This window comes from Peribacillus sp. B65 (assembly GCF_058513295.1).
Genome location: NZ_CP195840.1, coordinates 2,390,327 through 2,403,257, shown reverse-complemented (window position 1 = coordinate 2,403,257; position 12,931 = coordinate 2,390,327). Strand labels below are relative to the sequence as shown.

At 42.3% G+C, this 12,931-nt stretch carries 17 protein-coding genes; all 17 read right to left on the bottom strand.

Features of this window, described 5'->3' with window-relative positions:
• Positions 1–3: 3 nt before the first annotated feature.
• The 17 genes from nuoK to ACSR9O_RS11725 all read right to left on the bottom strand — a co-directional run bounded on the left by nuoK (position 4) and on the right by ACSR9O_RS11725 (position 12,790).
• Complete coding sequence (nuoK, locus tag ACSR9O_RS11805; protein ID WP_101223825.1) at positions 4–318, bottom strand: NADH-quinone oxidoreductase subunit NuoK; 315 nt, start codon at positions 316–318, stop codon at positions 4–6.
• Positions 315–833: an NADH-quinone oxidoreductase subunit J gene (locus ACSR9O_RS11800; RefSeq protein ID WP_101223826.1), complete on the bottom strand. Its 519-nt coding sequence runs from the start codon at positions 831–833 to the stop codon at positions 315–317. The genes nuoK and ACSR9O_RS11800 overlap by 4 nt, the downstream gene beginning before the upstream one ends.
• Positions 830–1,249, bottom strand: a complete 420-nt coding sequence (nuoI, locus tag ACSR9O_RS11795) for an NADH-quinone oxidoreductase subunit NuoI (RefSeq protein ID WP_101223827.1) — start codon at positions 1,247–1,249, stop codon at positions 830–832. The genes ACSR9O_RS11800 and nuoI overlap by 4 nt, the downstream gene beginning before the upstream one ends.
• 33 nt (positions 1,250–1,282) lie before the next feature.
• Entirely contained in the window at positions 1,283–2,290 is a 1,008-nt protein-coding gene (gene nuoH / locus ACSR9O_RS11790; protein WP_427573438.1) for an NADH-quinone oxidoreductase subunit NuoH, read from the bottom strand.
• Positions 2,291–3,388 carry an NADH-quinone oxidoreductase subunit D gene (locus ACSR9O_RS11785; RefSeq protein WP_101223829.1) on the bottom strand — a complete coding sequence of 366 codons (1,098 nt, stop codon included), beginning with the start codon at positions 3,386–3,388 and terminating at the stop codon, positions 2,291–2,293.
• 5 nt (positions 3,389–3,393) lie between these two features.
• Entirely contained in the window at positions 3,394–4,626 is a 1,233-nt protein-coding gene (locus ACSR9O_RS11780) for an NADH-quinone oxidoreductase subunit C (protein WP_491724433.1), read from the bottom strand.
• The gene (locus ACSR9O_RS11775; protein WP_170946902.1) at positions 4,627–5,103 is read right to left on the bottom strand and encodes a NuoB/complex I 20 kDa subunit family protein; all 477 of its coding nucleotides are present in this window, start codon (positions 5,101–5,103) and stop codon (positions 4,627–4,629) included. It lies immediately after the preceding gene.
• Positions 5,104–5,129: 26 nt separating this feature from the next.
• The gene (locus tag ACSR9O_RS11770) at positions 5,130–5,504 is read right to left on the bottom strand and encodes an NADH-quinone oxidoreductase subunit A (RefSeq protein ID WP_076368347.1); all 375 of its coding nucleotides are present in this window, start codon (positions 5,502–5,504) and stop codon (positions 5,130–5,132) included.
• 345 nt (positions 5,505–5,849) lie between these two features.
• The gene (locus ACSR9O_RS11765; RefSeq protein WP_048685840.1) at positions 5,850–6,251 is read right to left on the bottom strand and encodes a F0F1 ATP synthase subunit epsilon; all 402 of its coding nucleotides are present in this window, start codon (positions 6,249–6,251) and stop codon (positions 5,850–5,852) included.
• A 25-nt stretch (positions 6,252–6,276) separates the two neighbouring features.
• Positions 6,277–7,674, bottom strand: coding sequence for a F0F1 ATP synthase subunit beta (atpD, locus tag ACSR9O_RS11760; RefSeq protein ID WP_101223832.1), 1,398 nt, complete (start codon positions 7,672–7,674; stop codon positions 6,277–6,279).
• A gap of 87 nt (positions 7,675–7,761) precedes the next feature.
• Positions 7,762–8,622, bottom strand: coding sequence for a F0F1 ATP synthase subunit gamma (locus ACSR9O_RS11755; protein ID WP_101223833.1), 861 nt, complete (start codon positions 8,620–8,622; stop codon positions 7,762–7,764).
• A 37-nt stretch (positions 8,623–8,659) separates the two neighbouring features.
• On the bottom strand, positions 8,660–10,168 hold the full coding sequence (gene atpA / locus ACSR9O_RS11750) for a F0F1 ATP synthase subunit alpha (RefSeq protein WP_048685849.1): 1,509 nt from the start codon (positions 10,166–10,168) through the stop codon (positions 8,660–8,662).
• 24 nt (positions 10,169–10,192) lie between these two features.
• The gene (locus ACSR9O_RS11745; protein WP_491724432.1) at positions 10,193–10,729 is read right to left on the bottom strand and encodes a F0F1 ATP synthase subunit delta; all 537 of its coding nucleotides are present in this window, start codon (positions 10,727–10,729) and stop codon (positions 10,193–10,195) included.
• Positions 10,726–11,247 (bottom strand): F0F1 ATP synthase subunit B, encoded by a 522-nt coding sequence (atpF, locus tag ACSR9O_RS11740; protein ID WP_048685855.1) that lies wholly within the window; start codon positions 11,245–11,247, stop codon positions 10,726–10,728. Before atpF ends, ACSR9O_RS11745 begins: the two co-directional genes overlap by 4 nt.
• A 167-nt stretch (positions 11,248–11,414) precedes the next feature.
• On the bottom strand, positions 11,415–11,639 hold the full coding sequence (gene atpE / locus ACSR9O_RS11735; protein WP_048685857.1) for a F0F1 ATP synthase subunit C: 225 nt from the start codon (positions 11,637–11,639) through the stop codon (positions 11,415–11,417).
• Between the two features lie 64 nt (positions 11,640–11,703).
• Positions 11,704–12,399 (bottom strand): F0F1 ATP synthase subunit A, encoded by a 696-nt coding sequence (atpB, locus tag ACSR9O_RS11730; RefSeq protein WP_101223835.1) that lies wholly within the window; start codon positions 12,397–12,399, stop codon positions 11,704–11,706.
• A 22-nt stretch (positions 12,400–12,421) separates the two neighbouring features.
• Positions 12,422–12,790 (bottom strand): ATP synthase subunit I, encoded by a 369-nt coding sequence (locus ACSR9O_RS11725; RefSeq protein WP_101223836.1) that lies wholly within the window; start codon positions 12,788–12,790, stop codon positions 12,422–12,424.
• Positions 12,791–12,931 lie beyond the last annotated feature (141 nt).

Sequence of the window (12,931 nt, the reverse complement as noted above, 5' to 3'; positions counted from 1 at the left end):
CCTTCAATTCTTCATAATTTCCATTTCATCGACATTGACCGTCTTCCGATTGCGATAAAGGGACATTAGTATAGCCAGCCCTACAGCCGCCTCGGCCGCAGCGATCGTAATCGTGAATAAGGAAAAAACTTGACCCGTAATGGATGGTGTTACCCCCAATTTACTGAAGGCAACTAAATTGATATTTGCAGCGTTCAGCATCAGCTCGATTGAAATCAAAACAATGACCGCATTTCTTTTCGTCAAGGCACCATACAGCCCTATACAAAATAAAACGAGTGCCAATACAAGGTAAGCCGACAAGGGAACTCCCGTCATGATCGATCTCCCTCCTCATCATCTTTTTTAGCCAATACGATGGCACCGACTAAAGCAACAAGCAGGAGTACCGACATCACTTCAAATGGAATTACATATTTTGAAAAAAGTTCGATTCCTATTTGCTTTGTATTTTCCTCATGCAAGGCCGTTGGCTGTACAGGTATATCAAGATTATAAATCCCCAGATACACCGCCACGGCAAATCCAGCAATCGCCGCCAGCAAGGAGAAATTCCCCCAGCCCCCTTTAGCGGGTGCATCATTTTCTTGGTGTTTTGTCAGCATAATCCCGAATAGCATCACGATCGTAATAGCCCCTGAATAAATAAGGATTTGAACAATGGCGACAAACTCGGCCGAAAGCAACATATAAATGCCTGCAATGCCCAAGAAAGTAAAAACAAGTGCAATTACCATGTGCACCACTTTTGTTAAGGTAATCAGCAGCACCCCGCCTACTATCGAGACGAGTGCCAAACCAATGAAGGCAATTAATTCACCCGACAAACTCATACTTTATTCACCTTCCGGACATTTTCATCATTTTCATCCAGCCACTCCAGATTTTTAAATAGATGATCACGGCTATATTCGGCCAGCTCGAATTGATTCGTCATCACGATTGCTTCTGTAGGGCAGACCTCCGTACATAAATCACATAAAATGCAAATCTCGAAATTGATGTCATACGTATCGATGATTTTCCCTTTTTTCGACGGGTCCGGATGCTTCTTACCTGTTAATTGAATACAATCCGTTGGGCAAATCGTCACGCACTGATTGCATACAATACATTTTTCAGGATAGAATTTCTGGATTCCGCGGAATCGGTCAGGAAGTGGAAGCGGCTCATTCGGGTAGTCATAGGTCACTTTTTTCCTCGTCAAGTTCTTTAATGTATAGGTTAAACCTTTTGCTAAACCAAGCATATAAATCCCTCGCTTTCCGACCAGCTTAAGTTTCTAAAAAAGGTTAATCAATTCTTTTATAAGTGCCGTCAAAAATATATTAGCCAATGCGACCGGAAGCAGCACCTTCCATCCGAATTCCATCAATTGATCGGCCCTTATACGAGGAAAGGTTACACGAATCCAGACCAATACATAGAATACGGCACTGAACTTCAGACCGAACCAGATGGCTGCCGGAATAAAATCCAAAAACGGAATAGAATTCCATCCCCCTAAAAATAATACAGTGGTTAGCGTTGCCATTGCAAACATATACACATATTCAGATAACATAAAGAAGGCCCAGCGAAATCCAGAGTATTCAACATGATAGCCTGCAACAAGTTCGGATTCCGCTTCCGGAAGGTCAAAAGGAACCCTGTTCAACTCGGCAACCGATGCAATGAAAAACACGATGAACGCAATCGGCTGAAGAAAAATGAACCAAACCCTTTCCTGGGCTGCAACTATATCATTCAAGTTTAAACTGCCTGTTAGGAGGACAATTCCCACTAGTGACATCACCAATGGGATTTCATAAGATATCATTTGCGCGGCTGCCCTCATCCCGCCAATCAAAGAATATTTATTATTGGATGCCCAACCCGCAGTGACGATGCCGATGGTCGATATGCCGGAAATCGCCATATAATAAAGCAGTCCGACACCTATATCCGCAAATTGGAAGGCATCGGTGAACGGCAAGGTGGCAAGGACCATGAAAGCAGGAGCAAAAGCAATTACCGGAGCTAAAATATATAACGGCTTATCAGCTTTTTTGGGTATCGTATCTTCCTTGATCAGAAGTTTCAAAACATCGGCAACGGTCTGCAAGAGACCCCATTTCCCCCCAATTTGGTTTGGGCCGACACGCATCTGCATGAATCCCATGATTTTTCGCTCTGAAAGGATTCCATAGGTTACAAACCCTAATACGACGAACAGGAGCAAGACTGCCAAACCAAAAAAAATGCCAAAATTCAGCAGGCTTGGAGCGGAGTGGAGAAGGTCCTTGATCATTTATCCATCCACCTCCCCTAAAACGATATCGATTGCACCTAATATCGTTATCAAGTTCGCCATATTTTCCCCTTCCAATAATTTCGGAAGAATTTGCAGATTATAAAATGAAGGTCTGCGAAATTTCAAACGGTATGGCTCCTTTTTCCCTTCACTCGCGATATAACAGCCTATTTCCCCTCTTGGCGATTCAATTCTGACAAATGCTTCACCCTTAGGAACCTTTATTATTTTAGGGACCTTAGCGAGGATAGGCCCTTCTGGAAATTGCTCAACCGCCTGCTCGATGATTTTCAGTGATTCCTCGATTTCTTCCATTCTACAGTGATAGCGAGAAAAGGCATCACCCTCTTCCCTTGTAGGAACATCAAATGTGAACCTGTCGTAAATGGAATATGGCTCATTTTTTCGTAAATCCCATTTCACACCTGTACATCTTAAGTTGGCACCGCTAAGCGAATACTGCAGGGCTTCTTCCTTCGTATAGATGCCCACCCCCTTAACCCGATTAACAAAGATTTCATTCCCTGTCACAAGCTCATGGTAACCGGCAAGCTGCTCCCTCATATAAGGGACAAACTCGGCAACCTTCGCAATCCAGTCTTCAGGAGCATCCCATTTCACGCCTCCAACACGCATATAATTGAATGTAAGGCGTGCCCCTGACAATTCAGTCAATAAATTAACGATCATTTCACGTTCTCGAAAGGCGTATAGGAAAGGGCTCGTCGCACCTATATCCAGCAAGTATGTACCCCACCAGACAAGGTGGCTTGCAACTCTGCCCAATTCCATTGCGATAACCCGCAAATATTCTGCCCTTTCGGGGATCTCCACTCCCATCATTGTCTCAACAGCATGGCAAAGCACATAATTATTTGTCATTGCCGCTAGATAATCGAGCCGATCGGTATATGGGATTATTTGTGTATATTGCAGATTTTCCGCTAATTTTTCCGTACCGCGATGCAGATACCCAATAACAGGTGTAGCCTCTTTTATAATTTCACCGTCAATCTTGATGACAAGCCGAAAAACACCATGTGTACTCGGATGCTGCGGCCCGACATTGAGAAGCATTTCTTCCGTCCTTAACATTGGGCTTACACCTCCACATCATAAGGCTGATAATCTTTTCTAAGGGGATACCCTTTCCAATCATCACCAAGTAAAATCCGTTTTAGATCAGGGTGTTCATAAAAGTTAATCCCTAATAAATCATATGCCTCACATTCTGGCCAATTTGCTCCTGACCATAATGAGACCAAAGATGGAATAACGGGAGATTCCCTATCAAGCTTCACTTTCAAGGCAACTGATTGGTTCATTTTGAATGAATGTAAATGCACATAAATTTCCATATGGGATTCAAAATCCGTACCATGAAGTTCCGATAAATACGAAAAGTCAAGCTGTTCATCGTATCGCAGAAATTTTGCTATTGAGAAATATGTATCCGGATTAGCCACTAAAGTGGGTACATCTTTTGATAATCTATTAATATAGTGCTCTAATAATGCCCCTTGTCCTACATGGCTTTCAATAGCAGAAACAATTTGATCGAGTTTTGACTGATTTGGGGAAAGCTCGTTAGGGATGATAACTTCTTCGCTTTCCTTTACAGCAGTCCTGTTCTTTGCAGCAGCAGCAGCTTTCGCTTTGGCCGCTGCCGCTGCCTTTTGCTTCGCTACATCCATTTCGCCTTCCGGTTTTTCAGTCGCATCCTCTTTCGACCGTTTTCGGGCCAATGCTGCTGCTTTCGCCTTGGCCGCCGCTGCCGCCTTTTGCTTCGCTATATCCATTTCATCTTCCGGCTTCTCCGCACTTTCAGCTTTCGCCTGTTTTCGGGCCAATGCTGCCGCTTTCGCCTTGGCCGCTGCCGCCGCCTTTTGCTTCGCTACATCCATTTCGCCTTCCGGTTTTTCAGTCGCATCCTCTTTCGCCTGTTTTCGGGCCAATGCTGCTGCTTTCGCTTTGGCCGCCGCTGCCGCCTTTTGCTTCGCTATATCCATTTCATCTTCCGGCTTCTCCGCAGCTTCTTCTTTCGCCCGCTTTCGGGCCAATGCTGCCGCTTTCGCCTTGGCCGCTGCCGCCGCCTTTTGCTTCGCTATATCCATTTCATCTTCCGGCTTCTCCGCAGCTTCTTCTTTCGCCCGCTTTCGGGCCAAAGCTACAGCCTTCGCTTTGGCCGCTGCCGCTGCCTTTTGCTTCGCAATATCCGTTTCATCTTCTGCATCCGCACTTTCAGCTTTCGCCTGTTTTCGGGCCAAAGCTACAGCCTTCGCCTTGGCCGCTGCCGCTGCCTTCTGTTTCGCTAAGTCTTCCTTTTCACTCATCTATATCACCCGCTTTCCGGTTTTCGCCTCGTAACGGATTTTTTCTTTTAACTTATTGATTCCATAAATAAGTGCGGCTGGGTTTGGGGGACAACCCGGTATATATACATCGACAGGTACAATTTGATCTACCCCTTTGACCACTGAGTATGAGTGAACATAAGGCCCCCCAGCAGTTGCACAGGATCCCATTGCAATTACCCATTTAGGTTCTGGCATTTGTTCATATAATCTACTTATTATTGGAGCCATTTTTTTCGTTACAGTTCCTGAAACAATCATGACATCCGATTGCCTGGGTGATGTCCGAAAAAATGAACCGAATCGGTCCAAATCATAATGTGATGAGCCGACACCCATCATTTCAATTGCACAGCATGCCAAACCGAAAGTCATTGGCCAGAGTGAGTTACTTCTAGCCCAGCCTTTTATTTGTTCAAGTGTGGATAAAAAAATACTGTGTCGCATTTCTTCCATTTCTGCGGGGGTAAGTTCATCCAATTTCAATTCCACTTTAACACCTTCTTTTTCCAAGCGTAGATTAGCCCTAGCATAAGGATCAGGACGAAAAACAGCATTTCAATCAATGCAAACAGTCCGAGTTCATCATAAGCGACCGCCCATGGGTAAAGAAAAACCGTTTCCACATCAAATATGACGAACATCAATCCGAAAAGATAATACCTGACATTGAATTGAACCCTCGAATCCTGAAAAGGTTCGATTCCACTTTCATAAGTCGTATATTTCATATCTGTCGGTTTATAAGGCCTTAGCAGTCTACCAAGAAATAAAGCAATCACAGGCAATAAAATGCCGAGACAAAGGAAAACAAATACAATTAAATAATTATTTTGGTAAATATGCAGCTGTCCCATGTTCATCTCCCTTTATGGATAAATCATGTTAAATGGGTTCAATTTAGATTTGCTTGTCTTCTTTTTGGATACCTTTTAAATATTATGCAGGGTGACATTCTTTTAGAAGCAAAGTGAAAGGAGGGGGTATGAAGCAATAATTGTAAGCGTATACATTATAACATTAGGCTAAAAGCATGTCGACGAGTTAAGGATTAAAATGGAAAATACTTTACTCTATAATTCGACTTTTTTTTCATCCTACAACCTTTTTTATTAAAATTACTATCCTCAAAAACCTTTTGGTAAAAAAAAACACCTAATCTTACCACGAATGGCTCGATCAGGTGTTTTCATCAATTAAAGTTATCGCATTTCTGCAATTTGGATTCGGTTGATGGCACGTTTAAGCGCTAAATTAGCTCTTTTGGCATCATTTGATCCATCATTGTTCTGCAATCTTTGTTCAGCACGGGCTTTTGCTGCTTGAGCACGTGCAAGATCGATAGTTTCAGCTCTTTCAGCAGATTGAGCCAAAATGGTTACCACATCAGGGCGAACTTCTAAGAAGCCACCATTTACAGCTACATAGTCTGTGTTGCTTCCATTTTTAAGACGGACAGCACCAATGGTAAGCGGGGCTACAGTTGGAACGTGTCCAGCCATGATTCCCAGCTCACCGCTTTTAGCTTTAGTGCTTACCATTTCAACTTCTGCATCATATACTGGGCCATCGGGAGTAACAACATTGACTTTAATGGTCTTCATTTCATTCCCTCCTAGGTCCCTTTAATTAAGCCATTTCTTTTGCTTTAGCAATAACTTCTTCGATGCGGCCAACTAGACGGAAAGCATCTTCAGGAAGTTCGTCATATTTTCCAGCTAGGATATCTTTGAATCCTTGGACTGTTTCTTTAACTGGTACATAAGATCCTTTTTGACCAGTGAATTGTTCAGCCACGTGGAAGTTTTGTGACAAGAAGTTTTGAATTCTACGAGCACGGGCAACGATTACTTTTTCGTCTTCGCTTAATTCGTCCATACCCAAGATGGCAATAATATCTTGAAGTTCTTTATATTTCTGTAAAGTTGATTGCACTTGACGAGCAACTTTATAGTGCTCAGCGCCAACGACTTCTGGGCTAAGGGCACGAGAAGAAGACGCCAATGGATCAACTGCAGGGTAAATACCCATTTCAGAAAGCTTACGCTCAAGGTTAGTTGTTGCATCCAAGTGAGCGAAAGTTGTAGCTGGAGCCGGATCCGTATAGTCATCGGCAGGTACATAGATCGCTTGAATGGATGTAACAGAACCTTTATTTGTTGAAGTGATACGCTCTTGTAATTGACCCATTTCAGTAGCAAGCGTTGGTTGGTAACCAACCGCTGAAGGCATACGTCCTAGTAGGGCAGAAACCTCAGAACCTGCTTGTGTGAAACGGAAGATGTTATCGATGAAGAAAAGAACATCTTGTCCTTGCTCGTCACGGAAATATTCAGCCATTGTCAAACCGCTTAGGGCAACACGCATACGTGCACCTGGTGGCTCGTTCATTTGTCCGAATACCATCGCCGTTTTCTTAATAACACCAGAATCAGTCATCTCGTAGAAAAGGTCATTCCCTTCACGAGTACGCTCACCTACACCAGCGAATACCGAGATACCGCCGTGCTCTTGTGCGATGTTATTGATAAGTTCTTGAATAAGTACAGTTTTACCAACACCGGCTCCACCGAAGAGACCGATCTTACCACCTTTGATGTAAGGTGCAAGTAAATCTACTACTTTAATACCCGTTTCAAGAATTTCAACTGATGTTGATAATTCCTCGAAAGTTGGTGCTTGTCTGTGAATTGGATCACGACGCACCTCTGCTGTAAGTGGTTCAAATAGGTCAATGTTTTCACCTAATACGTTGAAAACACGACCTAGAGTAACTTCACCTACAGGTACTGAAATTGGAGCTCCTGTATCAACAGTCTCTGCACCACGAGTTAAACCATCAGTGGAAGACATTGCTACAGTACGAACTGTATTATCACCTAGTTGAAGGGCCACTTCAAGAGTTAGTCCTGTACCAGACGCTGTATTTTCGATTCTTAACGCGTTATAGATCTTAGGAAGTTGTCCGTCTTCGAATTTCACGTCAACAACCGGACCCATAACTTGAGTAACGCGTCCTATATTCATCGTTTTCCCTCCTAACGTTGCTTATAACGACTATCGAGTTTATGGAACGGCCAAGCTTCGTCCGGGCCGACCGCCCCTTTAATGATTTTATTCTAAAGCTGCTGCACCGCCGACAATCTCTGTAATTTCTTGAGTGATCGCTGCCTGACGTGCACGGTTATATTGTAATGAAAGTGAGTCGATCAACTCTTTTGCATTATCGGTCGCATTTTTCATTGCAGTCATACGTGCAGAGTGCTCACTTGCTTTACCATCTAATAAAGCACCATAAATCAAACTTTCTGCGTATTGAGGCAGTAATACCTCAAGAATTTCTTCTGCATTCGGTTCAAATTCATAAGAAGTCAATGTTGCATTGGAAGTATTGAAGTCAGCTAACGGAAGGACTTGCTTTTCCGTTACATCCTGCTGGATTGGGCTGACATAATGGTTATAGTACATATAAAGCTCATCACACAGTTCATTCAGATATAAATTCACTGTCGATTTTGCAAGGGAGCTAATGTCAGCGAAAGACGGCTGATCAGGAACCCCAATTACTTCAAGCTCTACGTGCATGTTACGGCTGACAAAGAAATCACGGCCAACCCTTCCGATTGCGATAATGACGAACTCATCATTGGATTTATGGCGTTCAAGAATAGTTTTATGAACGTGGCGAAGGATGCTACTATTGTAAGCCCCAGCCAATCCACGGTCCGATGTGATTACCAAGTAACCGGTTTTCTTAACTGGACGTGAAGTAAGCATTGGATGAGATGCATCCGTGCTTCCGTTCGCAATACTAGATACCACTTCTTGAATTTTTTCCATATATGGAACATATGCTTTAGCATTAGCTTCTGCACGGTTCATTTTAGAAGCAGATACCATCTGCATCGCTTTTGTAATTTGACTCGTCTTTTTCGTTGAAGTAATCCGAGACTTAATATCGCGTAAAGAGGCCATTCATTCTCACCACCCTTTATAAATTAGTTAGACCTTATTATTCAGAAATAACGAAGTTCTTTTTGAATTCGTTAATTGCAGCAACGATAGCAGCGTCTTCAGGAAGACCTTTTGTTGTGCGAATGTGATCTAATAATTCCGGATGAGAACGATCTAGGAACACATAGTACTCTTCTTCAAAACGAAGGATATCCGATACTGGAATATCATCTAAATGGCCTTTAGTCAATGCATAGAAAATCATGACTTGTTTTTCTACTTTGATCGGTTTGTTTAGATCTTGCTTAAGGACTTCAACTGTACGGGCACCACGGTTAAGTTTTGCTTGTGTAGCAGCATCCAGATCAGAACCGAATTGAGAGAATGCTTCCAATTCACGGTATGAAGCCAAGTCAAGACGTAATGTACCGGCAACTTTTTTCATCGCTTTAATTTGTGCAGATCCACCAACACGGGATACGGATAGACCAGCGTTAATCGCAGGACGTACACCTGAGAAGAACAAATCGGATTGCAAGAAGATTTGTCCATCAGTGATGGAAATTACGTTTGTTGGAATGTAAGCAGAGATGTCGCCTGCTTGTGTTTCAACAAACGGAAGCGCAGTGATTGAACCGGCACCTAAAGTGTCATTCAATTTTGCTGCACGCTCAAGTAAACGGGAGTGCAAGTAGAATACATCCCCTGGGAATGCTTCACGACCTGGAGGACGGCGAAGTAGCAAGGAAAGTTCACGGTATGCAGATGCTTGCTTAGAAAGATCATCGTAAACCACAAGAACGTGCTTGCCAGCGAACATGAACTCTTCACCCATAGTCACACCAGCATATGGAGCTAGGTATAAAAGTGGTGCTGGTTGAGAAGCTGATGCAGATACAACGATTGTGTAATCCAAAGCACCATTTTTACGTAGCGTTTCAACAGTTCCACGAACCGTAGATTCTTTTTGACCGATAGCCACATAGATACAGATCATATCTTGGTCAGCTTGGTTAAGAATTGTATCGATCGCAACTGATGTTTTACCAGTTTGACGGTCACCAATGATCAACTCACGTTGTCCACGACCGATTGGAACTAATGCATCGATTGCTTTAATACCTGTTTGTAAAGGTTCATGTACTGATTTACGGTCCATTACACCTGTTGCAGGACTTTCGATTGGACGAGTTTTTGTCGTAGCGATCGGGCCTAGGCCATCTAAAGGCTGTCCAAGCGGATTCACGACACGTCCGATTAATTCTTCTCCAACTGGCACTTCCATGATGCGGCCAGTACGGCGTACTTCACTGCCTTCTTTAATGTCTCTGAATGGTCCAAGAATAACAACACCCACGTTATTTTGCTCAAGGTTTTGTGCTAATCCCATTGAACCATTGGAAAATTCTAAGAGCTCCCCAGACATTGCATTATCTAAACCATGAACGCGTGCGATACCATCACCAACAGTGATAACCGTACCAACATCGCTTACTTTAATTTCCGACTGATAGTTTTCAATCTGCTTTTTAATCAGCGCACTGATTTCTTCAGCTTTGATGCTCATGAATTTCACCCCTATCTGTGAATATTAACCTAATAGTTGTTTGCTAAGGCGATCTAACTTACCGCTAATCGTACCGTCATAAATGCGGTTACCGATTTGTAATTTGATGCCGCCAAGGATATTGCTATCCGTAATATTAGTAATGCGTAAATTTCTTTTGCCTATTTTCGCTGCAAAAGATGAAGACACAGCTTCCACTTCCGTTTCAGTCAATGGACGTACTGTATAGACCGTTGCATCAGCTACTGAGTTTTCTTCATTCGCAAGTTCAATGAACTCTTGTGCCATTGCTGTCACGTCATCTGTACGATGACGCTCCACCATTAACATCACAGTGTTTTGAACGGAAGAAGAAAGGCTTGCAAATGCATTAGCAATCAAAGCGGCTTTTGCATCTTTAGTCATTTTAGGATGAGCCAGAAAGCTTAATAGCTCATTATCATTTGTAAAAACTTCATTCACTATGCGAAGCTCTTCTTCAAGTTGGTTAATGAGATTTTGCTCTTTCGCAATTTGGAAAAGGGCAACGGCATAACGCTTTGCTACTGTTATATCGCTCATTTCCCTTCTCCTGCCTCTTGAATGTAGTCATTAATCAATTGCTCTTGATCTGCTTCGGATAATTCTTTTTCTATTACTTTAGAAGCAATAAGTACGGATAAAGATGCCACTTGCTCGCGTAATGCCGTAATGGCTTTTTCTTTTTCCTGTACGATTTCACGCTTAGCTGTTTCTTTGACGCGTTCTGCTTCAAGACGTGCTTGATTCACGATCTCTTCACGCTGTGCTTCACCTTGAAGTTTCGCGTTTTCTATAAGTTGTCCCGCTTCAGTGCGAGATTGTTTTACGATTTCACGTTGTTCTTCTAAATATTTAAGTGCTTCTTGTCTGCTAGCTTCAGCTGCTTGAATTTCATTTGCAACATGTTCTTCACGTTGAGTCATGATGCCCATTAGAGGACCCCATGCAAATTTCTTCAGCAACGCTAACAAAATGATAAACATTACTAATTGGTATAACATGTCTCCGCCATTAAAGCCATGAGACGTTGACCCAAGTACAAAGCTGCTTGTTAACACGCTTGGTTCACTCCCTTCACGAGTTTCACTTCTTAAAGCGTTCATTATATATGAACTTTAGAAAACTATGCTCTTAAACTGTATAAAAACAGGATTGTGGACATAAAGGAAAGGCGAAGGTTCACATGGAACGAACTTCGCCATTTTTGAACTTTTTGAAGGTTCTATTAACCACCATATACCATAAACGCAATTACTACCGCGATGATAGGCATCGCCTCAACTAAACCTACCCCGATGAACATTGTTGTTTGAAGCATACCGCGAGCTTCTGGTTGACGAGCGATACCTTCTACTGTTCTTGAAACGATAAGACCATTACCAATACCTGCACCTAGTGCTGCTAAACCAATTGCAATTGCTGCTGCAAGAAGACCTACTGAACCTGTCATTATAAATATCCTCCTTAGATTGTATCAAAATTTATTATTTTTTTAGTTCTAAATGAACTTATAATTAATGGTCGTCACTGACTTTATGAGACAGATAAACCATTGTTAACGTGACAAAGATAAACGCTTGGATACTACCGACGAAAATACTATAGCCTTGCCATACTAATGTAGGCACAATTGCACCAATAAATCCGGCAGCTCCACTAAATGCTAGAGATCCCGCTAATAGACTCAGCAAAACTTCACCAGCATAAATGTTACCATATAGACGCAGACCAAGTGTCAAGGAGTTTGTAAATTCCTCTACAAGTGTCATTGGGTTTTTATAAGCTTTAAAGTAACCCTTGGCGCCTTTCATTTTTATAGCATAATAATGCGTTAAACCTAAAACCATGACTGCAAGAGTCAATGTGATAACTGGGTCGGCTGTTGGTGATTTCCACCAAAGCACACCATCGTAACTAATTGCAAACGGAAGACCTAGCATATTGGACACAAAAATGTACATCAGCAAAGTCATACCAAGCAGTTGAAACTGACCACCTGTTCTCCAGTCCATGTTACTATTAATAATACCCTTAACGAAATCCATAATCCATTCCATGAAATTCTGCATGCCAGTTGGCTTCATTGCAAGCTTACGTGTACCAATCACAGCAAGTATGAACACAACTAGGCTGGCAACTGTAATCATTAGGACGTTACTCAAGTTAAAGGTAAGACCCATAAATTCTTGTAAGGGTGCTTCATGATTCAACTATATTCACCTCTCTTCCCCGCTATCGACGTATTAATTGGATGAAAAAATCTATAAAAATGACAATATAAGCTGTCATTAATCCCCATACAACACTTATCAGATGAAAATGCTCCGGAAATTCCAATGCAATGAGTACCGCTAGACCTGCGGATGCCATTCGAGTCATCGTCCCAAGAGATTTAGTTTTCTTTCCTTCATCGAGCGCCTGACTGAACTTTTTCATTTTCTGATTGATCAGCCATAAATTGTATAAACTCAAACCCGTACCCAGTATAAGCCCAGCAAAAACGGCTTGATAACTCGTAAGTCCCCATCCAACAACATAAACCGCCAGAAGAAAAATTATATATTTACTCTGCCTGTTGAACATGATTTTCATTTCTGGCATTTTTCATTTAATCTCCTGAGAAATATTTTCGTACTGAATGAAGCATTGCTTGTAAACATAGCAAGTCCACAAAGAAGGCCAATTACTAATAGCAGCGGTTCGAATCTTAGGTTCTGACAAGTAAATGAAGATACCGAACAA

What these genes read in the sequence shown, in the direction of transcription:
- nuoK (WP_101223825.1), bottom strand. Translation starts at nt 318, where the DNA reads ATGACGGGAGTTCCCTTGTCGGCTTACCTTGTATTGGCACTCGTTTTA.
- ACSR9O_RS11800 (WP_101223826.1), bottom strand. Translation starts at nt 833, where the DNA reads ATGAGTTTGTCGGGTGAATTAATTGCCTTCATTGGTTTGGCACTCGTC.
- nuoI (WP_101223827.1), bottom strand. Translation starts at nt 1,249, where the DNA reads ATGCTTGGTTTAGCAAAAGGTTTAACCTATACATTAAAGAACTTGACG.
- nuoH (WP_427573438.1), bottom strand. Translation starts at nt 2,290, where the DNA reads ATGATCAAGGACCTTCTCCACTCCGCTCCAAGCCTGCTGAATTTTGGC.
- ACSR9O_RS11785 (WP_101223829.1), bottom strand. Translation starts at nt 3,388, where the DNA reads ATGTTAAGGACGGAAGAAATGCTTCTCAATGTCGGGCCGCAGCATCCG.
- ACSR9O_RS11780 (WP_491724433.1), bottom strand. Translation starts at nt 4,626, where the DNA reads ATGAGTGAAAAGGAAGACTTAGCGAAACAGAAGGCAGCGGCAGCGGCC.
- ACSR9O_RS11775 (WP_170946902.1), bottom strand. Translation starts at nt 5,103, where the DNA reads ATGGAAGAAATGCGACACAGTATTTTTTTATCCACACTTGAACAAATA.
- ACSR9O_RS11770 (WP_076368347.1), bottom strand. Translation starts at nt 5,504, where the DNA reads ATGGGACAGCTGCATATTTACCAAAATAATTATTTAATTGTATTTGTT.
- ACSR9O_RS11765 (WP_048685840.1), bottom strand. Translation starts at nt 6,251, where the DNA reads ATGAAGACCATTAAAGTCAATGTTGTTACTCCCGATGGCCCAGTATAT.
- atpD (WP_101223832.1), bottom strand. Translation starts at nt 7,674, where the DNA reads ATGAATATAGGACGCGTTACTCAAGTTATGGGTCCGGTTGTTGACGTG.
- ACSR9O_RS11755 (WP_101223833.1), bottom strand. Translation starts at nt 8,622, where the DNA reads ATGGCCTCTTTACGCGATATTAAGTCTCGGATTACTTCAACGAAAAAG.
- atpA (WP_048685849.1), bottom strand. Translation starts at nt 10,168, where the DNA reads ATGAGCATCAAAGCTGAAGAAATCAGTGCGCTGATTAAAAAGCAGATT.
- ACSR9O_RS11745 (WP_491724432.1), bottom strand. Translation starts at nt 10,729, where the DNA reads ATGAGCGATATAACAGTAGCAAAGCGTTATGCCGTTGCCCTTTTCCAA.
- atpE (WP_048685857.1), bottom strand. Translation starts at nt 11,639, where the DNA reads ATGACAGGTTCAGTAGGTCTTCTTGCAGCAGCAATTGCAATTGGTTTA.
- ACSR9O_RS11725 (WP_101223836.1), bottom strand. Translation starts at nt 12,790, where the DNA reads ATGCCAGAAATGAAAATCATGTTCAACAGGCAGAGTAAATATATAATT.